Genomic DNA, 22,936 nt, shown 5'->3' on the forward strand with positions numbered 1-22,936 from the left:
ACACAAAGCCCAGCAGGCCGAAAGGAAGAATGCTCATGCCCCGGCTCGCCTTCGCCCAGAGCTTCTGGGACGGTTACGAGAGCCTGGAGAAGCCCATCCGGACCGGAGTGCGCAAGGCCATGGCGAAGTTCCAGTCCATGAGCGTCGCCCAGTTGAATGCGGACAAAGGGCTGCATCTGGAATCCGTCAAAGACGCGCGTGACGTCCGGATGCGCACCATTCGCATCACCGATTTCTGGCGCGGCGTCGTCCTCGCTCCCGACGACGGCAGCGACGTGTTCCTCCTGGTCAACGTCCTGCCGCATGACGACGCCTATGACTGGGCGGCGAAACGCCTCTACAGCGCGAACCTCGCGACCCGCGCCCTCGAAGTGCGCAACGCCGTCGCCCTGGACGAGCTCACGCCTCTGTATGAGACCGCCGCGCGGTCTGCGCCCCGGTTGTTGTTCGCGGACGTCTCCGACGGCACGCTGCGCAAGCTCGGTATCGACGAGCAAGTACTCCGCGCCGCACGCTCCTTCGTGGACAAGGGCCAGCTGGAAGCGTTCTCCACCCTCCTGCCAGAAGATCAGCTGGAGGTGCTGCAATACCTGGCTGAGGGCTTCCCACCAGAAGAGGTCTACCGGGACGTCGTCGCCATCCGCCGCCCGGCCGACGCACCGGCCGAGCCGGTCGAGGATCTCGCCACGGTGATCGCCAACACCCCCGCACGAGTTCACCTGGTCACGGGACCACAGGAACTGGAGGAAATGCTGGAGAAGCCGTTCGCGGCCTGGCGGATCTTCCTCCACCCCTCCCAACGGCGCATCGCCTACCGCCTCTCGTACACAGGTCCAGTCCAGGTCACCGGAGGCCCCGGAACAGGCAAGACCGTGGCCGCACTGCACCGGGTCAAGCATCTGCTCGACCGGTCGCAGGGCGGCAGAATCCTGCTCACCACGTATACGAACGCGCTGGCTGCCAGCCTGCGCGACATGCTCGGACTGCTCCTGGACGACGACGAGAGGCTGCTCGCGCGGGTCGATGTGACCACAGTCGACGCCTACGCGAACAGCGTCGTGCGTGCGAAGTCGACGACAACTCCCCAGCCGATCGGCGACCGCGAACAACGGCAGTTGTGGGAAAAGGTCGTCAAACAACTCGATCTACCGTTTACCGCCCAGTTCCTCGCCCAGGAATACCGGCACATCGTCCTCGGCCAGAACATCCGCGATCTCGACACCTACCGCGGTGCGAGTCGCCGGGGCCGTGGTACGGGCCTGGGCCCCTCCCGGCGCCAAGTGGTGTGGAGCGCCGTGGAGCGTTTCGAACAACTTCTCCGTGAACGGCGCGAAACCACATACCTGCGCATCTGTGCAGAGGCGGCGGACCACCTCGACAAGGAGCCGGCTCCTTACTCCCATGTCGTCGTCGACGAAGCTCAGGACCTGCACCCCGCACAGTGGCGTGTCCTGCGCGCCGCCGTCCCGGCCGGCCCCGACGACTTGTTCATCACCGGTGATCCGCACCAGCGGATCTACGACTCCCGGGTGTCGCTCGGTTCCCTGGGCATCGCCACTGCCGGGCGAAGCTTCCGGCTGCGCGTCAACTACCGCTCCACCGAGGAGATCCTCGCCTGGTCGGCGCGGCTTCTCGCCCCTGTCTCCGTCGGTTCTCTGGAAGGAGAGGGAACCGACTCACTGGCCGGCTACCTCTCACTGCTCCGCGGACGCCGTCCCCAGGCGTGCAGCTACACCACACAGCAGGAGGAAATCGAGGCGCTGGTGGAGCGGGTGAAAACCCTCCTCATCCAGGGTCTCGCCCCGCACGAGATCGGCGTATGCGCACGTTTCAACCTCGCGTTGGACGCGGCCGAGAAGAAGCTGAAAGCCGCCGACGTCCCGGTGCTGCGTGTCAAAGGGCAGACCCCACAGCGGGCCGAGGGGGTACGGCTGGCGACGATGCATGCGATGAAGGGGCTGGAGTTCCGCGCGGTGTCCGTCCTCGGGGTCAACGAGGGAGCCGTTCCCTTCGCCCGTGAAGTCACCCCGCGTGAGGCGGACCCCCTGCAACACGACGCCGACCTGATCCGGGAGCGCTGTCTTCTCTTCGTCGCCTGCACTCGCGCGCGTGAAGCACTGAGCGTGACGTGGAGCGGAGCCCCGAGCCCGTTCATACCGAACGCCGCTTGAAGCGCAACACTCCGCAAAAGGTCGCGCGGTTCCCACCACGGGCCTCACTCCTCGGGCGTCAGAGTTCCCGTGGCAAGGCCCTCTCGGGCAACGTCAGCGAGCTGCCGGCTCAGCTCGTCGATCTCGCGCAGATCTTCCTCGAAGGCAAGCAGGGCCCGGAAGGCCGAGCCGTACCGACGCTGCTCGTCGATGCTCATGCGCGGAATGCGCGAGCCTTTGATGTCGAGACGGTAGGAGCCGCTCGCGCTGGTGGACCTGCGTGCGTTGGCGCCGCTGAGGAGAAACCCGCGCAGGAAGTCCGTGTCGAGCTGCTCGCTGGCCGAGACCGGTTCCGCTCCGTCGTAGGCGACGAGCCCGGCACGGGCAAGATCCGCGACGCTGGTGGTAGCGCTGTCCAGCGAGCCCGGACCCCTACCCGGTGCCAGCTCGGGCAGCAGAGCGGCGAGGCGACGGATTCGGGCCTCCAGCTTCTTCCGGAGCGCAGCGTACTCGCGTGGATGATCCCGGTGGTGGTACCGAAGATGACTGCCAGGGGTCAGATCCACGGTCTCGTCCAAGAGCTCGATCGGCGGCACGACGGCCACTTGATCATCACGCGGTTCCAGGCTGCCATCAGGACTGTTACCGGTCAGATCAACCATCCGCACGGCAAAATCAACAAGCGCGCCTCCTGTGCTCTCCGGACGTTGCAGACACCAGAGATGAACAGGCAAGGCGTGCGAGGGCACCGTCCCCGGAGGCAGGGCGACCACTTGCCGCACGATGCCCCGGCGCACGAGTTCGGCTCGGATCCGGCGGCCCGCCTTCCGGTAGGCGACCGAGGCAGGCATGACCATGAGGACATGACCGCGCGGCTTCGTGTGGGCATACACATGCTGGAGCCAGGCCAGCTCCCCTTCGGCCTTCGACGGCGTACCGAGTTCCCACCGGGAGTCGAGCAGGAGTTCCTCTCTCCCCCACTCGGTGACACCGGCTGGTGGGTCGCAGACCACCAGATCCGCTTTGAGGTCCGGCCATTGGTCTGCCCGCAAGGAATCCCCGGTCGCGATGCGCACGTCCGTCCGGCCCAGGAGATCGGCGCGCAGCTGTGTGAAACGGGCACTGTCAGCGTCCAGCTCCTGTCCACGGCAGCGCACATCAGCTTGGGACGCTACGGACAAGAGGAGCGTCCCGACTCCGCAGGCGGGATCGAAGACCGTGGCGCCGTCCGTCAGCGCGGGCGCGAAGTGGCACACAGCGCGCACCACACGCGCGGGGGTCACCTGCTCGGAGCCCGCGCGCCGCGCGGAGTCCATGAACCGTTCCGTCAGTCCTTTCACCAGCTCGACCGGCGCTTCGGCCCTGGTAAGCGCCTCCACCCGGGAGGCCACCTCGTCTGGTAGCCGTCCCTCACGCTCACCAGCCAGCATGCCGGCCACATCGGCGAGACCGGCCACCGTGTGCTCTCCGTAGGCGGCACGCAGGGCCTGCCACAGCTCGACTTCAGGTGAAACTTCCTGGCCTTTGCGCTGCTTGTCCAGCCACTGCTGGACCTCGGCGAGCGCGTAGAGCGGACTGTTGGCAGCGCCCCCGGCCGGCGCAGGGAAGTCGTCGTAGCGCCGACGCCAGTTGGAGACAGCGGCCCGAGTAACTCCGGCCAACCGAGCGATCTCGGAGCCGGTGACCAGAGAACCGCCTGCTGAAGCAGCGTTGTCCGTCATGTTGAGCAGCGTACACGCGGCCAGACTCCCAAACCAGAACCCGTGTACGTTGACAACGTACACAGACGCCTGCCACTCTATTTTGTGTACCCCGATTCTCATCCGGTGCACTGCCCCACCCCCTGCCGCCGTCACCGCGCCGGCCCCCTCGTTTCGCGCCCGCGTCGCACGCCGCGGAGAGCTCGGGGATCTGATCACTACCTGCTCGACTCGCCCAGCAACCGACCGCCACCACGACGGAGGTTTCCCTTGGCCGCGAAGACCGCGGTACGCACCGTGTACCGGCTTTCCAGCGTCGCCCCCACCCCGGAGGCCATGCTGGACGCCCTCGACGCCGAACTCCTCGACAGCCACGGCGCCCAGGTACACACCCCCACGCGGCTCGAAGTCCCGGCCGTCTACCTCACCTGCGGGATGGAGCACACCGAGGCCCCCTGGTGCGAACCCATGTCGCGCACCACCGGCATCGCTGTCACCGAGGGCGTCCGCCGTACCGCGGCGGTGCTCCTCCTCGCCGTCGACGGCACCGTGTACGCCATCGGCTGCGACCAGGGCTACCGCCTGATCCCGGACCGCCTCAAGGACAAGCGCTTCGGTCTCTCCTTCGCGATCCGGCAGATGGACCCGAACTTGATCCGCGGAGCCGTCTCAAAGTCACTCGGGCAGGCACGCACCGACATCTCACTTGTTCCCGGGGGCGCTCCCGCCCCGTTGCTGGGCATCCGGGACCACTCGCGCATCGTGCGCAGCCTGGGCGGATACCTCGACAACCTGCCGCTCACCCGCTCGCGGTACGCGCGCGGAAAGGCCGTCAGCGCCCAGGGCGGGTCCGGACTCAGGGTCGCCCTCGGGATCGAGCCCGAGGACCTGCTCGCCGACCTGCGGACCATCGCGCAGATCTGCCGCGACGACACCCCGCACGAGGAGCTGGAGTTCGTCGACCACGTCGTGCCGGTCAGTGACTTCGCCACTCTCGGCATCCTCGACCGGGCCCTCGATGACCGTCTGGGACAGCCCGCCGATGGACAGATCTCGATCTCGGTACCCGGCGAGCACCAGGCGGCGCATGCCGAGGCCACCACGTACTTCACTCAGATCAACAGCCGCGAAGCGTACGAGTCAGAAGACTTCTGCCTCGACTACGTCCTCAGCCGGGCTCGGGTCGCGCCTTCGGGCCAGCGTCTGAAGGTGCTGCGCGAGGGGACCGTCACCCTGGCCGGGGACCGCTGGAAGCGTGCCACGGACACGCTCGCCGTCACCCGCGCCGTGAACTGGTTGGAGACCGGGATCCCCATCGGCTCCCGTCGGTTCTTCCTGATGGAGGGAGAGTGGTACGAAGCCGGGTCCGCGTACGTCGAGGAGTGCGCAGCCACGGTGGCAGCGCTGTTCTCCCCTTCGCCCTCCGTCGTCCTCCCTCCCTGGCACGCGAGCGAGTCGGAGAACAGCTACAACAAGAAGGTGGCCGACGACCGGCCCGGGTGGTGGTGCCTCGACACCAAGAACGTCACCAACCCTCTCCAGCGCAGGGATCAGGTCGAGATCTGCGATCTGCTGCTGCCCGACGGCACCTTGGTTCTCGTCAAGCGAGCCAGCGGCTCGGGGCCGCTGAGTCACTTGTTCAGTCAGGCCAGGGTGGCCGTGGAGCTCCTCCAGGAATCGGCGGAGGTGCGCGCCCAGTTCGTTGAGAAGGTGGCCTGGCTCAGCGGGGGCAAGCGCATCCTCCCCGAGGACTTCGCCCCGAAGCGGATCGTCCTCGCCATGCTTCTCAAGAACCGTGAGACTCTCGGCCCGGAGTCCATCTTCTGCTTCTCCCAGATCACCATCGCCCAGACCGCGAAGGCTCTGGCAGCCCGTGGAGTGGCCGTCGAGGTCATCGGCATCCCGGAGTCCCACGGGGAGGGGCCCTCCCCGGCCCCATGAGCACCGCCACATGCCGGCACACGACTACTTCTCCCGCGAGACGGAAACGGTCACGGTACCCGTCGGCCTTCCCGCCGAATACACCCACGGGTCCGCTGTACAGCGCCCGCCCCACAACGCCCTGAGTCCGCCTAGATTCGGAGTATGACCAGGCAGGAACTCGCCGAGCAGGACCGGACGTTCAAGCAGGACCGGAAGTTCGAGCAGCGCTACGCGCGGTACGTGACCGACCGGCACAGTCGGCTCACCATCTACGGCGTCGATCTCGGCGTCTCCCGGGAATGGCCGCTCCGGGACGCCTACCTCACCCTGGAGGCCGTCCCGGCCGGGGAGTTCGCCCCGCCGGGACCGTCCGCCGCCGGTCCCGACGAACCCGCCGCGTGGACCCCCGCACCGGCCCGCCGGGTCGACACGCTGCTCACGGCGGACCGCCGGGTGCTGCTGCGCGGTGCCGCGGGCTCCGGCAAGACAACGCTCGGCCAGTGGCTGGCTGTCTCCGCCGCGCAGCCGGAGCCCGGCGAGGGGGCACCGGCCGAGCCGGCCGGACTCGTACCGTTCGTGCTTCCGCTACGGAGCCTGACCCGGGCCGCCACGCCGCTGCCCCTGCCGCAGGACTTCCTGCCCGCGGCAGGCTGCCCCCTCGCCGCGGGGCAACCCGACGGCTGGGCGGACCGCGTGCTCGCGGCAGGGCGCGGCCTGCTGCTCGTGGACGGGGTGGACGAGGTGCCCGAGGCCGAGCGCGACCGCACCCGGCAGTGGCTGCGCGACCTGGTCACCGCCTACCCCGACAACCGGTTCGTGGTGACCTCGCGCCCCTCCGCCGTGGGCGACGGCTGGCTGCGCGCCGAGGGCTTCGCCGAACTGTCGCTCGCGCCGATGTCGCCCCGGGACGTGGCGCGCTTCATCTCCCGCTGGCACGCCGCCGCACAGGCCGAGCCAGGGCTGGAAGAAGCTTTGCTGGACGCCGTACCCGCCAGTCAGGACCTGGCCAGGCTGGCCACCAACCCCCTGATGAGCGGGCTGATCTGCGCCCTGCACCGGGAGCGCAGAGGCCATCTGCCGCGCGGGCGCAAGGCGCTGTACGACGCGGCGCTCAGCATGCTCCTGGAGCGCCGGGACCGCGAGCGGGACGTCGCCGCGCGCGGCAGCATCGACCTCGACGAGGAGTCCGTCCGCGAGCTGTTGCAGAAGCTCGCCTACTGGCTCATCCGCAACGGCCGCGCCGAGATGGACCACGCCGAAGCGCACGATGTCCTCGGCCGCGCCCTGAAGCTGATGCCGCGCGTCGCCGAACATGGCCCGGTGGAGAGCCTGTTGCGCTTCCTGCTGGAACGCTCGGGCCTGCTGCGCGAGCCCGTCCCCGGCACGGTCGACTTCCTGCACCGCACCTTCCAGGACTACCTCGGCGCCGCCGAAGCCGTGGAGGAACGCGACTTCGACCTCCTGATCGACAACGCCCACCTGGACCAGTGGGAGGACGTGCTGCGCATGGCCGTCGCCCACGCCCGCGCCCGCGAACGCGCAACCCTGCTGCGCGGCCTGCTCGCCCGCGGCGACGCCGACCCCCGCCGCCGCGCCCGCTTCCACCTCCTGGCCATGGCCTGCCTGGAACACGCCACCCAGCTCGACCCGGAGGTCCGCACGGAGGTCGAACAGCGCGCGGCCTCCCTGATTCCGCCGCGCAGCGTCGACGAGGCCGAAGTACTGGCCGACCTCGGCCCTGTGGTGCTGCCCCTGCTGCCCGGCCCGGAGGGGCTCCACGATGACGAGGCGCACGCGGTGGCGCTGACGGCGGCACGCATCGGCGGGGATGCGGCCCTGCCCCTGCTGACCCGGTACTGCGCGGAACTCGGGCCGCGCACCGCCCTCCCGCTGTCCGGCAACTGGCACCGGTTCGACACGGTGGAGTACGGGGAGCGGATCATTCGGCCGATCATGGACAGTGACATCAATGCCTTCGTCACCGTGTCGGACCGCGAGCAGCTGGACTTCGTCCGACAGGCAGGCGGTTACCACTCGTTGATGCTGGACGGGGATTTCACCGAGCGGGAACTGACCGAGGTGCAGTTCACCGACACCTTGACGCACCTGTCGCTGTGGAACAACAACCGCATCGACGACCTCGGCTTCCTGCGCCGGTTCCGACGGCTGGACCGGCTGCAACTCGTCGGCTGTCCCGGCGTCCGGGACGTCGCACCACTGGCCGGGACGTCCGTGACACGGCTGGTGATGCCGGCTCACACGGCGATCTCTGTCCGCGAGCTGAACGCGCTGACCGCCCTGCGGGTCCTGCTCCTCCAGGGAGAACACGGCAGCTGCGACGTGTCGGCCCTGCCGAGCGGGCTCAACAACCTCGGTCTGCCCGGCTCCGCACATCATCTGGAGGCCGTCGGCCGTCTCACCGAACTGGACTCCCTGTCCCTGCACTTCCTGGCCGAGCCGCCGACTCCCGCCGCCTGGCGGGCCGTCGCCGGACTCGACAAGCTGCGCTATCTGTGCGTCGACCAGGCCCAGTTGCGTGCGCTGAGCACCACGGGCGTGGCGCTTCCGCAGGTGACGTCGCTCCAGATCTTCCCCGACGGGATCCACGGCCAGGGTGACGGACTGCCTGCCGCCGAGGTGGCGCGAGCCTTCCCCGGCATCAACTTCCTCAACGCCGCTCGCCCGGGCCCCGGCACCGACCTCACCCCGCTCGCCGGGCCGCCGGCCCTCCGCAGGGTGGACCTGTACCAGCCCGTCCAGTCCGCCGAGGACATGCACGCCGACGCGCTGGGCCCACAGGTCGAGGTGTCGATCACGCCGCGTCCCCGGGAGTGAGGCGGGCGGGGCACCTCGACCGGCGGGCGGGGTACCTCGACCGGCCCGTGCCGGGCCACCGGCGGCGCGGTGGCGGCCCGGCACGGGCGGCACCTCCCATGCTTGCATAATTGCGTATCTGTTTAAGTGTATGGTCCGGGTTCGGGTGCCCGGCAGGGCTCCCTACGTTGCCGTTGTTGTGCAAGGAGCCCGCATGTACGCGCCGCGCCACCACCTCACGTGGGGACGCACAGATGGGTCGTTCGCCCGGCAACTGCGACGGCGCGCGACAGCGTTGCGGCACACCGACTGGGTTCTCACCGCCGCGGCGCTCGCGCTGACCGTCCTCGGCGGCGCACTGATCTACTCGGCCAGGGGCGCGGGCACCGCGGCGGCGGGCGGCACGGACGCGGGCGCGTATCTGCTCCGCCAGATGCTGAGCGCCGGCGTCGGCATCGTGCTGATGGCCGGTCTGGCGCTGTACGGCCTCAACCGGATCGCCCCGCTCGCTCCCGTCCTGTACGGGGTCGGCGTGCTGCTCGTCGCGCTGGTGCTGACGCCGTTGGGCAACACGGCGAACGGGGCCCAGCGATGGCTCGATCTCGGCGGGGTGGTGCTCCAGCCGACCGAGTTCCTCAAGGTGGCGGTCGTCCTGTGCGTGGCCATGGTGCTGACCGAGAACCGCACCCTGGACGAGCCGGTGCCGCCGACGGCGCGCCGTGTCCTCGCCGCGCTGGGGCTGGTCGCCGTACCGGGTCTGCTGATCCTGCTGACGCCCGACCTGGGGCAGACCCTGGGCATGGGCGTCATCGTCCTCGCCATGCTCTTCGCCGCGGGCGCCGACAGACGCTGGTTCGCCGGGCTGTCCGCCCTCGTCGTCGTGGCGTGTGTCGCGGTGTGGCAGCTGGATCTGCTGGACGGGTACCAGATGGACCGGTTCGTCGCCTTCCTCGATCCGGGGCGGGACCCGTCGGGCGTCGGCTACAACACGGAGCAGGCGCGTATCGCCATCGGCTCGGGCGGGCTCACCGGGTACGGGCTGCTCAACGGGCCGCAGAACGCGGGGCACTTCGTACCCGAGCAGCACACGGACTTCGTCTTCTCCGTCGCCGGAGAGGAGTGGGGGTTCCTCGGTGCCGGTGCCGTGATCGGACTGATCGGCGTCGTGCTGTGGCGGACGCTGCGCATCGCCCGGCGCAGCTCCGACGCGTTCGGGACGGTCGTGGCCGTCGGCGTGTGCGCCTGGCTGGCCTTCCAGGCGTTCCAGAACATCGGGATGAACCTCGGGATCATGCCGGTCACCGGTCTGCCCCTGACGTTCGTCAGCTACGGGGGCTCCTCGATGATCGCCGGATGGGCCGCCATCGGACTGCTGCAAGCCGTGCATCGGCGTACTTGCGCACCGGTGTCCTCGGCCACGGAACATCTCTGAGAGCAGGTCGGATGAGTGTGCGGCGGAACGGTGCGGGTGTGGCTGCGGGTGCAGGTGCAGGTGCGGTGCAGCGGAAGGCGTCCCCTGCGCCCGGGAAGGCCCCGGCGCGAAAGGTGTCCTCGGCAGCCGGGAAGTCCGCGGCGACCGAGAAGTCGTCGGCGCGACGGGCGTCCTCGGCGGCCAAGGGGCCCGCGGCGTCGAAGAAAGCCCCGGCCTCCCAGAAAGCTCAGGTCTCCGGGAAGCCCGCGGCGTCCACGAAGGCCCGGGCGTCCACGAAGGCCCGGGCGTCCACGAAGGCCGCGGCGTCCACGAAGGCTCGGGCGTCCACGAAGACCGCGGCCACGAAGCCCCCGGCACGGAAGGCATCGCCGGCGCCGAAGAAAGCGCCGGGGCGAAAGGAGTCACCGGCCGCGAAGAAGTCGTTGGCGCGGAAGAAGTCGCTGGTGCGGCGGGCGGGGCGGCCCGGTGTGCGGGAGCTGTGGCGGCGTCCCGGCACTCCCTACCTCGTGCTGGTGGGCAGCTGCACCCTGCTGACGGTGTTCGGCCTGATGATGGTGTTCTCCGCGTCCCAGGTCCAGGCGCTCAGCCACGGCCACGGGTCCGCCTTCTACTTCCGCAAGCAGCTCCTGGCGGCGGCAGCGGGCGCGGTGCTCCTCGTCGCGGCGATGAGGGCCCCGGTGCGGTTGCACCGGAAGGCGGTCTACCCGGTGCTGGGGACGGCGGTCGTGCTGCTGTGCCTCGTCCAGGTGCCGGGCCTGGGGCAGACGGTCAACGGAAGCACGAACTGGCTGTCCCTCGGCGGCTCCTTCCAGCTCCAGCCGAGCGAGTTCGCCAAGGTCGCGCTGGTCCTGTGGGGCGCCGACCTCATCGCCCGCAAGGAGTCGCACCGGCTGCTGACCTCGGTGCGCCATCTGCTGCTGCCGCTGGTGCCCGGGGCGCTCCTGCTGCTCGGACTGGTGCTCATCGGCGGGGACATGGGCACCGCACTCATCCTGTGCTGCGTCCTCTTCAGCCTGCTGTGGACCGCCGGGACACCGGCTCGCGTCTTCGGCTGGGCCCTCGCGGCGGCAGCGCTCGCCTGCGTCGCCCTGGTGGCGACCACCGCCTACCGGGCCGCGCGGCTCTCCTGCGTCGGGGCGGTCGACCCGGGCCCGGACGACCAGTGCTGGCAGGCGGTGCACGGTCTGTACGCCTTCGCCGACGGCGGACTGTTCGGCCGGGGTCTGGGCGCGAGCATGGAGAAGTGGGGGCAACTGCCCGAGCCGCACACGGACTTCGTGCTCGCCATCACCGGGGAGGAGACGGGGCTGGTCGGCACTCTGACCGTGCTGGCCCTGTACGCGCTGCTCCTGGCGGCCGGGCTGGCGGTGGCCGCGCGCACCGGGGACACCTTCGTACGGCTGACGGCGGTCGGCGTCACCACCTGGATCGCGGCACAGTCCACCATCAACATCGGGGGCGCCCTCGGCCTGCTGCCCATCTCCGGGGTACCGCTTCCACTGTTCTCCTACGGCGGCTCCGCCTTGATCGCCGCCCTGTTCGGGGCCGGGCTGCTCCTCTCGCTCGCACGGTCGCAGGGGACGACGGTGACGGCGCCGCGCCGCGGCAAGCGCACCGGCCGTGGCGGAAAGTCTCCCGGCGACGGCGGGCGGCGCACCGGCGGCAAGCGCACCGCACGCTGAGGCGCCGGCCCGCTCACCGAGGCCGGATCCGGCTGTCGCACCGGCCTCAACCTCACGCCTTGTAACGGGAGTTGAGTGACCATAGGCTGAAGCCGCGGGTCCGGAACGTCGGGCCGTCGGCCGCCGAGGCGGCGTCGGCACGGAGCCGGAACGGCATCCGAACGGCGTCGGCACGGCGTCAGGCCGGTGCCGGGGCGGTACCGGGACGGCGGCGGGCCCGCGCATCACGGGGAACGGGGAACGGGGAAGGACACGCATGTCATCGAGCGGGGAAGGGCCGCTTCTGCCACCGGCCCGGCCGGGCGAGGGCCCGCTGCCGGGGCTCGGAGGGCCACCGCTGAAGCCCGGCGGCGCCGGCGATCTGGCGTCCTCCCGGGCCGCCAAGAAGAAGGCGGCCGGCTATCTGGAGAACCATCTGGCGCCGGACACGAAGACGGACGGCGCACACGCCGATCTCGCCACCTCGGGCGTCACCGGCGCCGTGCCGGACCAGGGCATCCCGCTGAGCCCGTCGGCCATGCAGCGGCCCTCGGGCCCCTCGATCGCCGGAGGCCCGTTCCAGGGCTGGGCGTTGAGCAAGGGCCTGTCGACCGCGCACGCGGTGTGGGAGCAGCAGGTGAAGAACCTGCTGAACCGGCTGACCTCGGAGCGGGACGCGCTGCGCGGGGCGAACACCACGATCCACGGCAACGACGGCGACACCGGCCGGCGCCTCCGGTCGGCGGCGACCGACCCTCCGCTGCCCAGCAAGCTGAACGACTACTGAGCGCGGGCGGAAGCGGAAGGCACCGGGGACGCCGGGTGCGCCGGGACGCGAGGAGCACCGGAACGCCGGGCGCCCCGGAGGACCGGGCGCTCCGGGGCGCCGGGAGCACGGGGAACGCGGGAAGCACGGGGAACGCGGGGAGCACGGTGGCATCGTGACGCTGACGTACTACGACATCATGAACACGAGCCTGTCGAGCCTGACCGACGCCTGGCACGCCTGGCGGAAGATGGGCGACAAGTTCGGTGATCTACAAGGCGAATACGCCTCACACGTCCAGGGGCTGTCCAACGGCAGCTGGCAGGGCGCGGCCTACGAGCTGTTCGGCAGCGCGTCCGACAACTCCTACCGGGAGTTCGGCGCCGCCAGGACCGAGGCGCATGCCGTCGCCTCCATCCTGGAGGACGCGCACGAGGGCCTGACGGCGTGGAAGAAGGCGCTCAAGGCATACGTCGGGGAGCTGCGCGACAAGGGCTACACGGTCAGCGACCGCGGCAAGGTCTCCTACACGGTCGACGCCGAGGAGAAGCGGAGCCTGGTGCAGTCCGGCGACTGGCAGGAGATCATGGAGCGGGTCGAGAAGGCCGACTCCGAGATCAAGAAGGCCGTCAAGAACATCAACGCGTTCGACGAGGGCATCCAACTCGCCCTGGTCGCCGCCGTCACGGAGAAGAAGGACAAGGGCGCGCCCGGCGGTTTCAACGGGGACGCCAAGGACTGGGTGCCGAAGAGCGCGGGGCACAAGGGCGGCGGCAAGGACGGCGGGGACGGCAAGGACGGAGGCTGGAAGGCCGACGGCTCGATGGATCTGACGGGCCCGGACGCCGACGCCTCCGCTTCCGGTGTCGGCTACGGCATGCAGGGCATGGCCAAGGCGTATGTCGACCTCGCCCATTTCACGGCGGAAGGGTCGGTCAGCAACGGCGACGTCAAACTGTCCGGGCTGGTCGATGTCTACGGGGGCGCCCGCGGCAGCGCGAGCTACGGGATGACGGACCAGGGTGTCTGGGGCGAGGCCGAGGTGTCGGCGGGGTCCCGGGCCATGGTCGAGGGCCGTATCGAGTCCGGGCATCTCGGCGCCTACGGCCGGGGGAGCAGGTTCGGCGGCGCGGAGGCCGCGGCGAACGTCGCCGTCGGCCGGGACCAGACCGGCCTCGGGCTCAAGGCGTTCGCCGGGGAGAAACAGACCGTCGCGGTCGGCGCGGAGGCCGGCGGCATCGGTATCGGCGGCACGGCGGAGACCTGGGAGGGCGAGGGCGCCGAAGGGTTCATCGGCTGGAAGAAGGACGACAACGGCGCCTGGCACTTCAAGGGCAAGCTGGGCTTCACCCCGATCGTCCCGGTCGGGGGCGCGGCCGGTGTGGAGGTCACCGTCGATCCGGGCAAGGTGGCCGACACCGCGAAGGATGTGGCGGGTTCGGTGGCACACGGCTTCGGCAAGCTGAAGAACGTCTTCTGACAGGCGTCCTGGAAGAGACGGGGCACCGGCTGTTCCGTCGCGAGTCCCGTCGCGAAAGAGGTGTGGGGATGCCCGCTGCACAACCGTCCCGGCCGGAACGACCGGAGCGACCGGCCCGGCCGGAACAACCGGAGGGACCGGAGCGACCGAACCAGCGAGAGCAAGCAGGGCAAGCCGAGCAACCGACGCGCTCGGAGGGGCCCGCACAGCCCGAGGGGCCCGAGCGGCCGGCGCAGCCGGAACTGCCCGTCCCGGTCACGTTCCGGCTGCCGGAGGGCTGGCGCCCGGTGGACCCGGCGCGGGCCGGCGCGTCCGGTGTGGCCTTCGCCGCGCTGGCGCCCGGGCCCGACGCCGGCTTCACCGCCAACATCACCGCCGACGGCGAGTACCGTCCCGACGCGGCGCCGCTGACCGACATCGCCGAGGAGTCCGTACGGCGGCTGCACGAGGTGGCCGAGTCGGTGCGGGTGGTCGACCGCCGGGAGGCCGGCTCGCCCGAAGCCCCGGCGCTGACCCAGATCGTGAGCTTCTCCGCGGTCACCGGAGGCGTGCGCCGCGACCTCGTGCAGGCCCAGGTCCATCTGGCCCTGCTGGACGAGGCGGAGCCCGGCAGACGCGTGGTGCTCCGGCTCGTCCTGACGGCCACGCCGGACGGGGCCGGCGCCGTCCTCGACGACTTCCAGGAGTTCGTGGCGACCGTCCGCCCGGACACCGGGTCCGGCGCCTGACGCACGGAGCCCTCACTGCGGCTCCTGGTCCACCTCGATGTCCACATGGGCCCGGCCGTCGTCTCCTGTCCGGCCGGCCGTGACCGTGACCCCGAACCGCAGCCCGTCGTGGGTGCTGAGCGTGCACCGGGTGTGCGCGCCCTTCTTCGCCCGCAGCGGGTCCGGGCAGTCGACCTTCTTCGGCGACTCACCGACCTTCTCGGTCAGCGACCGGTCCACCTGCTTCTCCAGCTCCCCGGTCCGGATCACGTCGTCGGAGGCGCCGGCCTCGACGGTGCAGGCACTCAGGGACAGGACGGCAACGACCCCCACGGACGCCAACGAGGCGCGGCCACGCATGTGTTGTCTCCCCACGTCGATGAGCGCGCCAGGATAACCCGGCCCCGGCGGAGACCCCCTCGGGTTGACCTCACCGCCCGCAGGCAACTACTTTCCTCTCAGGAAACAGGTTCCGGGTGAGCACATTCTTGGAGGTCTCCATGTCCGACCGTCTGCCGCCGGCCGACGAGGCGGCGCGCGCGCTGCGTGACGTCGAGCAGCAGCGCAGCAGGTCCCGCGCGTCCACGCGGGAATCCCGCTGGGTGAGCGTCGTCTTCGGCCTCGTGATCTTCGCGCAGCTGGCGGCGCCCGACTTCTTCGGCGACGGGGTGCGGCCCTGGGCGTCCTGGGCCGTCGTCGTGCTCCTGCTCGCCTACCAGACCATGCTGCGCACCCGCCGCGGCTCCGCACTGCTGGGACGGCCCACCCGGGTGCGCCGCGAGGAGATCTCCCCGCGCTTCACCGCCGCCGCCCGGATCACCATCCTGCTCGTGCTGGTGGCGGGCTTCGCCCTGGCGCTGTTCCTGGACGGGCCGCCCTTCCCGTACATGGGGACCGCGCTCGGTGTCGTGCTCGGCGGCACGCTGATCTTCTTCGGCGGCACGCTCCAGCAGAGCCTCAACTCCCTGGCCACGCGCGGTCCGCGCGACATGCCCGGTGCCGTCCATGGCTCCCACTGACTTCGACGGTGTACTGCTCGACCCGACCCGCCTGTCGATCGTCGCGCTTCTCGCGGGCGTGGAGTGGGCGGAGTTCGGGTGGGTGCGCGACGAGGCCGGACTGTCGCCCTCCGCGCTGTCGAAGCAGATCAGCACGCTGGAGGCCAAGGGCTACGTCGAGGTCGAGAAGGGCTATGTCGGCAAGCGCCCCCGTACCTGGGTCAACCTCACCGCGGACGGCCGGCGGGCCCTCGAAAGCCATGTGGCGGCACTGAACCGCATCGTCGAGGACTCCCGCCGGGCGGGCGCCGCCGGCGGCAGCAGCGGCACGGGCGGCACGGGCGGCACGGGCGGCACGGGCGAGGGCTGATCCGTCGGCTCCGGTGCGGTTCCGCCTGCGCTGCGGGGCGCCTCGACGCGCAGCACGAGCAGCGGTGCGGAGGCGACCAGCACACCGCCGGAGACGGTGAAGACGGTGCGGACGCCGCCGAGCGGGGCGCACGGCGCCCTCTCGTCCGCGGCCCCGGCGGCCCGCTGCCCGACGCGCCCGGCCACCGCCGAACCCCCGTCCGCCGAAGGGCCGTTGGACGTGACGACGAGGTGGGCAGATCGGCCGCTTTTCCGTCGGCTCAGAACTCCTCGTGGACGTCCGGGTCGCCGCCGATGCGCCGGGAGGGGCGGTCGGCGACGGCGGCCATCTCGCCCGGGGACAGGGTGAAGCCGAAGACGTCCTTGTTCTCCCGCTGCCGCTCGGCGCTGCCGGACTTGGCGATGGGCAGGGCCCCGAGCTGTACGTGCCAGCGCAGCACCACCTGGGCGGGGGTCACCCCGTGTGTCCGGGCGATCTCGCCGAGCGCGGGATCGTCCCGCAGATGCGCACCGCGGGCCAGCGGGCTCCAGCTCTCGGTGACGATGCCCTTGCTCTCGTGGTAGGCACGCAACTCCTCCTGCGGCAGGGCCGGGTGGAGCTCGACCTGGTTGACGGCGGGCAGGACTCCGGTCTCGGTCTCCAGGCGTTCGATGTGCGCGGGCGTGAAGTTGGAGACGCCGATGGAGCGCACCAGGCCCTGCTCGCGCAGCTCGATCATCGCCCGCCAGGAGTCGACGTACTTGCCGAGGCGCGGCAGCGGCCAGTGGATGAGATAGAGGTCCACGTACTCCAGGCCGAGCCGCCGCCGGGACTCCTCGAAGGAGGAGAGCGTCTCCTGGTGACCGTGGTGCCGGCCGGGCAGCTTGGTCGTGACGACGACCTCTTCACGGGGGACGCCGCTGCCGGTCACCCCGCGACCGGTGCCGCGCTCGTTGCCGTAGTTGGCGGCGGAGTCCACCAGCCGGTAGCCGGTCTCCAGGGCGCCGCGTACGGCCTGCTCGGCCTCGGCGTCGTCCATCGGGTAGGTGCCCAGCCCCAGCGCCGGGACGCTGTTGCCGTCGTTGAGCGCGAGTTGCGGGATGTCGGCCACGGTCGGCCCCTCCTCGTTGCCCATGGTCGGTGACCCCCTCTGCCTACGGTCCTTGGCGCCCTCTGCCTACGGTCCTTGCCGGTGGTTCGCCGGTGATCGCCGGTCGTCGCCGGGGGTCGCGTGCAGTTGACGGTGGTTGCCGGTGATTGCGGGTGGCTGCGGGTGGTTGCCGGTGGTCGCGGGTTGTTTGCGGTGGGTCATCGGTGCGCACCGGTGGTACCCCGCCCATTGTGGGCACACGGAACCGGGCCGCGCTCCCCCGGGCGGCACCTGGCGCGGACCCCGCGCAGGGCCGCGCGGGGCGTGTGTCCGGCTCACGCACGGGGCGGGTGCGCGCTGCGGGCGCCGTTTCCGCGGCCCGGATTGCACCGGAAGTTTTTTACGCTCTGTTCTGCTCAGGCGTGAACTTTTTGTGCCCCGGGCGCATCCAACCCTGTGCAAGACGTTGACAGGCCGTCCAGAGGGGACAGAGCGATATGACTGAGCAGTACCGGAGCAGCACCGGGATCCGTGGCCGGCTGGCCCGGCGCATCGGCGGAGCGGGACTGGCCGCTGTCGCCGTCGCGGGGCTCGGGCTGGCCGGGGCGGGCGCGGCCGAGGCGGCGAGCAGCAGCGCGACGCCGACCTGCACCGCCTCCGGGCTGGACGCCTCGTTCGGCAAGCGCCTGGCGGGCGGGATGAACCACCAGGGCGTGGTGCTCAAGGTCAAGAACACCAGCGGGCACACCTGTTACCTGCGCGGCTACCCCGGGCTCGGCCTGGAGAACGACCAGCACCGGACGCTGGCCTCCAGCACGCACTGGGGCAACACCTGGTACGCGAAGGACCCGGGCAAGAAGACGCTGGCACTCAAGAACGGCCAGAGCGCCGAGGCCGTCGTCTCCTGGACGCACGCCAACACCGGCACCTCGGACGCGAAGCACGCCTCGTACCTCCAGGTGACGCCGCCGGCCTCCACCGAGCACAAGACCCTGAAGTTCCCCAACTGGGTCGACAACGGGCGCCTCGCCGTCACGGCCTTCGCACCGAGCGTCCCGCTGAACGGCTGAGCCGCGGGGGCCTCCACAACTGAACGACCGGGCCGCCGAGCGACCAGCGGCCGACCGGCTGACCGGCTGAACCGCCGGGCAGGAACGTGCCCTTGCGACGGGGGCGGACCCACGCGGTCCGCCCCCGTTTCGTGTGCGCGCGGCCGGGTGCCGGTGCACCCCGAGCGCGGAATCGTGATTGAAACTGCTCTTGACGCGTCAATTTCGAGCAATTAGCGTCACGGCAACTCAACTCCAGGGTCGGCTTCCAGCCCGGCCGCCCGGGCATCCGCTCTGCGCGCACCGCGGTCATCCCGCGCCGCGCCGGCCCCGCCCGATCCCGGTCCCCGGTTCCTCCGAAAGGCTGCGCATGCGCAGACGAACCCTCCTCACGGCCGCCGCGTCCGCCCTGACGGCCGCGACGGGCGCCCTGGCCACCGGCTGCGACAGCGGCGCGTCCGCACGCGCCTCGGGCCGCGGTGGACGCCTCACCTACGGTGTCTGGGACGTCTACCAGCTCCCGGCGATGCGCAAGGCGGCCCGCGAGTTCGAACGGACGCATCCCGGCGTCACGGTGGAGGTCCAGCTGACGCCGAACGGCACGTACTGGACGAAGCTGCGCACGGCGTGCACCAGCGGTACGGCCCCCGACGTGTTCTGGATGAACGGGCCCAACTTCGGCCTGTACGCGGACTCCGGGCAGCTGCTGCCGCTGGCGACGGACGGGCCCGACGCGGTCGTCGAACCCTCGGCCTACCCGCCCGACCTGTTCTCGCTCTACCACTGGAAGGGCCGCCAGTACGGTGCGCCGAAGGACTTCGACACCGTCGCCCTGTGGTTCAACAAGAAGCTGTTCGAGCGGGCCGGCGTGGACCCGCCGGACGGCACCTGGAGCTGGGAGGAGCTGATCGAGAACGCCCGGCGGCTCACCGACCGGCGGCGCGGGATCCACGGCATCGCGGCGCCGGTGTGGGCCCAGGAGAACTACTACGACTCGATCGCCCAGGCCGGCGGCTGGGTCATCTCCAAGGACCGCAAGCGCTCCGGGTACTCGGATCCGCGCACCATCGAGGGGCTGCGGCTGTGGGTGGACCTCATCCACCGCCACCGCGCCTCGCCCACGCTCCAGCAGCTCACGGACACCGATCCCCGGCAGCTGTTCCAGTCGGGCCGGGTGGCCATGATGCAGGCGTGCTCCTACGACGCGGCCACCTTCTGGGAGGACCGCGGGATCCGTGACCAGGTCGACGTGGCACCGCTCGCCCACGGCAGGCACCGCGCCTCGATCATCCACGGGCTCGCCAACGTGGTGTACGCGCGCACGCCGCACCCCGAACTCGCCCGCGAATTCGTGCGGTTCCTCTCCGGCCGGAAGGCGTCGCTGATCCAGGGCAGGTACGGCTCGGCGATCCCGGCACGCAACGGCACCCAGGAGCCGTGGACGCAGGCCAAGCCGAGCTTCAACCTCCAGGTGTATCTGGACGCGGTCAAGGACGCGCAGGCGTACCCGATCTCGGCGAACACCGCCGCCTGGTCGCACAAGGAGCAGCAGTGGCTCGCCCGCGCCTGGAGCGGCCACGAGGACCTCACCGACGCGGCCCACTCGCTGACCCGCGCCATGGACCAACTGCTCGCCCAGGAAGGGAAGTCCGGCTCATGAGCTCCGACGTCACCGCCGACGCCGCGCCGGGCACGGGCGCACCCGCACCCGGGCGGCCGTCCGGCACGGGCGTCCCCGCGGGCGCGGCGGCCGCGGCCACCGCGCCCGGGGGCCTGGACCCGGCGGCGCTGCGGCGCCGGGAGCGCCGGTTCCGGTACCGGGACAAGTGGTGGGGCTACGCGCTGATCGCCCCGGCCGGGCTGGGGCTCGCCGTCTTCTATCTGTGGCCCGTGGTGCAGACGCTCTACTACAGCTTCACCGAGTGGGGCGCCTTCGGCGGCACCGAGTGGATCGGGCTGACCAACTACCGCACGCTGGTGGGCGATCCGGAGTTCTGGCAGGCGCTGGGCAACACCGTCGTCTACACGGCGCTCGTGCTGCTCGGGATCCCGCTGGCGATGGTGCTGGCCGTCCTGCTGAACGTGAAGGGCATGCGCGGCACGGGCATCTACCGCACGCTGTACTTCCTGCCCGTCGTCACGATGCCCGCCGCGGTCGCCGTGGTGTGGCGGTGGCTGTACAACGGCGATGTCGGCATCCTCAACCAGGCGCTGTCGGCGATCGGCATCGACGGCACGTTCTGGGTCTCCGACCCGACGACGGTGCGGTTCGCCATCGCCGCGATCGGCGTGTGGATGACCGTCGGCTACAACATGATCCTGCTGCTGGCGGGCCTCCAGGGCATACCGCAGGACTACTACGAGGCCGCGTCCCTCGACGGCGCCGGCCGCGTCCGCCAGTTCTTCTCGCTGACGCTGCCGCTGCTGAGCCCGACGCTGTTCTTCACCACCGTGCTGTCGGTCATCCAGTCCCTCCAGGTCTTCGACCTCGTCTATCTGATCCTGGGCGCCAACACCCAGGCGGGGCTGACCAATCCGGCCTACGCCGAGGGCCAGACCGTCGTCATGCTCTTCTTCCAGAAGTCCTTCTTCGACAACCAGCGCGGCTACGGCGCGGCCATCGTGTGTGTGCTGTTCGTGCTGATCATGGCGCTGACCGCCATCCAGTTCCGGCTCCAGAAGAGGTGGGTCCACTATGGCTGAGACAGCCGGCGCCGCGCGTACCGCCCGCCGTCCGCGGCGCGAGGGGCGGCTGTGGCCGGCCCATCTCGTCCTCTCGCTCGGCGCGGTCGTCACCGTCTTCCCGCTGCTGTGGGAGCTGCTGACCTCGTTCAAGACCTTCGGCGAGTCCACCCGGGTGCCGCCGACGATCTGGCCCGAGCAGTGGGAATGGTCCAACTACGCCAAGGTGTTCTCCGCCGTCCCCTTCGACCAGCAGTTCCTCAACACCCTGCTGATGACGGTGGCGCGTACCGGCGCACAGCTGGTGCTGTGCTCGATGGCCGCCTACGCCTTCGCCCGGATCCGCTTCCCCGGACGGGGCCCGCTCTTCCTGGCGTTCCTCGCCGTGCTCATGGTGCCCGGCGAACTGTTCCTGCTGCCGCAGTACCAGATCATGCAGAACCTGGGCTGGCTCGACTCCCTCCAGGCGCTGGTGGTGCCGGGCATGTTCAGCGCCTTCGGCACGTTCCTGCTGCGCCAGTTCTTCCTCGGCCTGCCCGAGGAGTTGGAGGAGGCCGCCCGGCTGGACGGCGCCAACCCGTTCACCGTGTACTGGCGGATCGCGCTGCCGCTGGCCAGGCCCGGCCTGCTGGCGCTGGGCATCCTCACCTTCCTGTGGTCCTGGAACGACCTCATGTGGCCGCTGGTGGTCAACACCGACCCGGAGAAGGTGCCGCTCTCCGTGGGCCTCGCCTCCCTCCAGGGCGCACATCTGACGGAGTATCCGGTGCTGATGGCCGGCGCCCTGCTGGCGACGCTGCCGGTGATCGTCGTCTTCATGCTGATGCAGCGGCACTTCATCCAGGGCATCGCCTTCTCCGGCATGAAGGGCTGAGCGCCGGGCCGCCTCCCCGCTGCGGACCCGCGACGCCTGGGCAACCGCCCGGTCACCTCATGTGATATCTCTGCTCGCCACAGGTGGGCCGCGGTCGTCCGTGCAGCACCGCTCGCCGCGACCGCACGCACCAACTCCCCCGCGCCGCACACGAGAAGGGCGTGTGCGGCCCGCGGCGGCGGGCCGCACCGGCCCGGCACACGGCCGCAGACGGAGAAGGGGTGCACGTGTCCAGGGACGCCCGTTGGAACAGGCTGCTGGAGTTGCTCGCCGAGAGGGGCCGGCTGGAGGTGGAGGAGACGGCTGCCGCGCTGGACGTCTCCCCCGCCACGATCCGCCGCGACCTCGACCGGCTGGCCCGGCAGCGCATGCTCCTGCGCACCCGGGGCGGCGCCGCGGCCCTCGGCGTCTCCTACGAGCTGCCGCTGCGCTACAAGCGCGGCCGCCAGGCCGAGGAGAAGCAGCGGATCGGGCGCGCCGTGGCCGGGGAGATCGCGGCGGGCGAGGTGGTGGGCCTCACCGGCGGCACCACCGTGACCGAGGTGGCCCGCGCGCTGTCGCTGCGCCCCGACATCACCGGCGACCCGGACGCGGGCGACAAGGGCCGGCCCCCCGCGCTGACGGTGGTCACCAACGCCCTCAACATCGCCAACGAACTGGCCGTCCGGCCGCAGATCAAGATCGTCGTCACCGGCGGGGTGGCCCGCTCCCAGTCCTACGAGCTGACCGGGCCGCTGGCCGGCGGCGTGCTGGACGAAATCGCCCTGGACACCGCCGTCCTGGGGGTGAACGCCATCGACGGCCGCGGCGCCCACGTCCACCACGAGGGCGAGGCCAGCATCAACCGGCTGCTGGCCGAGCGCGCCCGCCGGGTGATCGTCGCGGCGGACTCCTCCAAGACCGGCAGACGGGCCTTCGCCCGGGTCTGCGGACTGCCGCAGGTCGACGTCCTCGTCACCGACGCCGGGCTGGGCGAGGAGGCGCGCGCCGGCTTCCGGGACGCGGGGGTGCGCGTGGTGGCGGTGTAGGCGCCGGCGCGTGACCCCTGCGCGCACCCTGCACATTTCTGCTTCCTCCACGGGCTTTCCGAGCAACTCTTGCCATCCGGTGCGCAAGGCGGGAGGATCGGAACCGTCGCCGCGAGCGTCGGACGCCCGTCGGGCACCGTCGGGCACCGCTGGACACCGTTGGGCACCGTTGGACACCCGTCGGGTGCCGTCGGCGCCCGCGCGCGCAGAACACCCGCGGGGGCCTCACGCCC

Annotated in this window: 19 protein-coding genes; 15 read left to right on the plus strand and 4 right to left on the minus strand. The window is 70.9% G+C overall.

The genetic code is table 11. From position 1 onward, the window contains the following. The first annotated feature begins 35 nt into the window (after nt 1–35). A complete protein-coding gene (locus tag SCA03_RS24020) occupies nt 36–2,171 on the plus strand; it encodes a UvrD-helicase domain-containing protein (protein WP_086814319.1) in 2,136 nt (711 codons plus the stop codon). A gap of 44 nt (nt 2,172–2,215) precedes the next feature. Here the strand turns inward: SCA03_RS24020 and SCA03_RS24025 are convergent, their stop codons facing one another. Continuing rightward, entirely contained in the window at nt 2,216–3,871 is a 1,656-nt protein-coding gene (locus SCA03_RS24025; protein ID WP_086814343.1) for an N-6 DNA methylase, read from the minus strand. A 249-nt stretch (nt 3,872–4,120) separates the two neighbouring features. Between SCA03_RS24025 and SCA03_RS24030 the strand changes: the two genes are divergently transcribed. The 3 genes from SCA03_RS24030 (at nt 4,121) to rodA (ending at nt 10,019) form a co-directional block, all read left to right on the plus strand. Beyond that, on the plus strand, nt 4,121–5,791 hold the full coding sequence (locus SCA03_RS24030) for a TIGR04141 family sporadically distributed protein (RefSeq protein ID WP_086814321.1): 1,671 nt from the start codon (nt 4,121–4,123) through the stop codon (nt 5,789–5,791). Nucleotides 5,792–5,935: 144 nt separating this feature from the next. Beyond that, nucleotides 5,936–8,608 (plus strand): NACHT domain-containing protein, encoded by a 2,673-nt coding sequence (locus tag SCA03_RS24035; RefSeq protein WP_086814322.1) that lies wholly within the window; start codon nt 5,936–5,938, stop codon nt 8,606–8,608. Between the two features lie 193 nt (nt 8,609–8,801). Next, the gene (gene rodA / locus SCA03_RS24040; protein WP_086814324.1) at nt 8,802–10,019 is read left to right on the plus strand and encodes a rod shape-determining protein RodA; all 1,218 of its coding nucleotides are present in this window, start codon (nt 8,802–8,804) and stop codon (nt 10,017–10,019) included. A gap of 226 nt (nt 10,020–10,245) precedes the next feature. On the opposite strand, the gene SCA03_RS36435 is transcribed toward rodA, so the two are convergent. Beyond that, nucleotides 10,246–10,515 carry a hypothetical protein gene (locus SCA03_RS36435; protein ID WP_230988885.1) on the minus strand — a complete coding sequence of 90 codons (270 nt, stop codon included), beginning with the start codon at nt 10,513–10,515 and terminating at the stop codon, nt 10,246–10,248. Nucleotides 10,516–10,531: 16 nt separating this feature from the next. Between SCA03_RS36435 and ftsW the strand changes: the two genes are divergently transcribed. The 4 genes from ftsW (at nt 10,532) to SCA03_RS24060 (ending at nt 14,654) form a co-directional block, all read left to right on the plus strand. Beyond that, the gene (gene ftsW / locus SCA03_RS24045) at nt 10,532–11,701 is read left to right on the plus strand and encodes a putative lipid II flippase FtsW (RefSeq protein WP_371863980.1); all 1,170 of its coding nucleotides are present in this window, start codon (nt 10,532–10,534) and stop codon (nt 11,699–11,701) included. Nucleotides 11,702–11,957: 256 nt separating this feature from the next. Beyond that, nucleotides 11,958–12,467, plus strand: coding sequence for a hypothetical protein (locus SCA03_RS24050; protein WP_030894584.1), 510 nt, complete (start codon nt 11,958–11,960; stop codon nt 12,465–12,467). Nucleotides 12,468–12,621: 154 nt separating this feature from the next. Beyond that, nucleotides 12,622–13,926, plus strand: coding sequence for a hypothetical protein (locus SCA03_RS24055; protein WP_086814329.1), 1,305 nt, complete (start codon nt 12,622–12,624; stop codon nt 13,924–13,926). Between the two features lie 287 nt (nt 13,927–14,213). Continuing rightward, entirely contained in the window at nt 14,214–14,654 is a 441-nt protein-coding gene (locus tag SCA03_RS24060) for a hypothetical protein (protein WP_230988880.1), read from the plus strand. Nucleotides 14,655–14,666: 12 nt separating this feature from the next. Here SCA03_RS24060 and SCA03_RS24065 read toward each other — a convergent pair whose 3' ends face one another. Beyond that, entirely contained in the window at nt 14,667–14,993 is a 327-nt protein-coding gene (locus tag SCA03_RS24065; RefSeq protein ID WP_086814331.1) for a DUF4333 domain-containing protein, read from the minus strand. A gap of 116 nt (nt 14,994–15,109) precedes the next feature. Between SCA03_RS24065 and SCA03_RS24070 the strand changes: the two genes are divergently transcribed. Then, on the plus strand, nt 15,110–15,652 hold the full coding sequence (locus SCA03_RS24070; RefSeq protein ID WP_086814333.1) for a hypothetical protein: 543 nt from the start codon (nt 15,110–15,112) through the stop codon (nt 15,650–15,652). Continuing rightward, nucleotides 15,639–16,001, plus strand: coding sequence for a winged helix-turn-helix domain-containing protein (locus tag SCA03_RS24075; RefSeq protein WP_086814335.1), 363 nt, complete (start codon nt 15,639–15,641; stop codon nt 15,999–16,001). Before SCA03_RS24070 ends, SCA03_RS24075 begins: the two co-directional genes overlap by 14 nt. Before the next feature lie 259 nt (nt 16,002–16,260). Here the strand turns inward: SCA03_RS24075 and SCA03_RS24080 are convergent, their stop codons facing one another. Beyond that, on the minus strand, nt 16,261–17,115 hold the full coding sequence (locus tag SCA03_RS24080; protein ID WP_086814336.1) for an aldo/keto reductase: 855 nt from the start codon (nt 17,113–17,115) through the stop codon (nt 16,261–16,263). 452 nt (nt 17,116–17,567) lie between these two features. On the opposite strand from SCA03_RS24080, the gene SCA03_RS24085 reads away from it, so the two are divergent. From SCA03_RS24085 to SCA03_RS24105, 5 genes are all read left to right on the plus strand, one after another. Then, nucleotides 17,568–18,140: a DUF4232 domain-containing protein gene (locus tag SCA03_RS24085; RefSeq protein ID WP_030879332.1), complete on the plus strand. Its 573-nt coding sequence runs from the start codon at nt 17,568–17,570 to the stop codon at nt 18,138–18,140. A 349-nt stretch (nt 18,141–18,489) separates the two neighbouring features. Beyond that, nucleotides 18,490–19,779: an ABC transporter substrate-binding protein gene (locus SCA03_RS24090; protein WP_030879334.1), complete on the plus strand. Its 1,290-nt coding sequence runs from the start codon at nt 18,490–18,492 to the stop codon at nt 19,777–19,779. Beyond that, nucleotides 19,776–20,822, plus strand: coding sequence for a carbohydrate ABC transporter permease (locus SCA03_RS24095; protein WP_086814338.1), 1,047 nt, complete (start codon nt 19,776–19,778; stop codon nt 20,820–20,822). The genes SCA03_RS24090 and SCA03_RS24095 overlap by 4 nt, the downstream gene beginning before the upstream one ends. Next, on the plus strand, nt 20,815–21,675 hold the full coding sequence (locus SCA03_RS24100) for a carbohydrate ABC transporter permease (RefSeq protein WP_030879342.1): 861 nt from the start codon (nt 20,815–20,817) through the stop codon (nt 21,673–21,675). The genes SCA03_RS24095 and SCA03_RS24100 overlap by 8 nt, the downstream gene beginning before the upstream one ends. A 227-nt stretch (nt 21,676–21,902) precedes the next feature. Continuing rightward, nucleotides 21,903–22,703: a DeoR/GlpR family DNA-binding transcription regulator gene (locus SCA03_RS24105; RefSeq protein ID WP_030879344.1), complete on the plus strand. Its 801-nt coding sequence runs from the start codon at nt 21,903–21,905 to the stop codon at nt 22,701–22,703. Nucleotides 22,704–22,936: the final 233 nt, after the last annotated feature.

Source organism: Streptomyces cacaoi, from assembly GCF_006539165.1.
GTDB classification, from domain to species: domain Bacteria; phylum Actinomycetota; class Actinomycetes; order Streptomycetales; family Streptomycetaceae; genus Streptomyces; species Streptomyces cacaoi.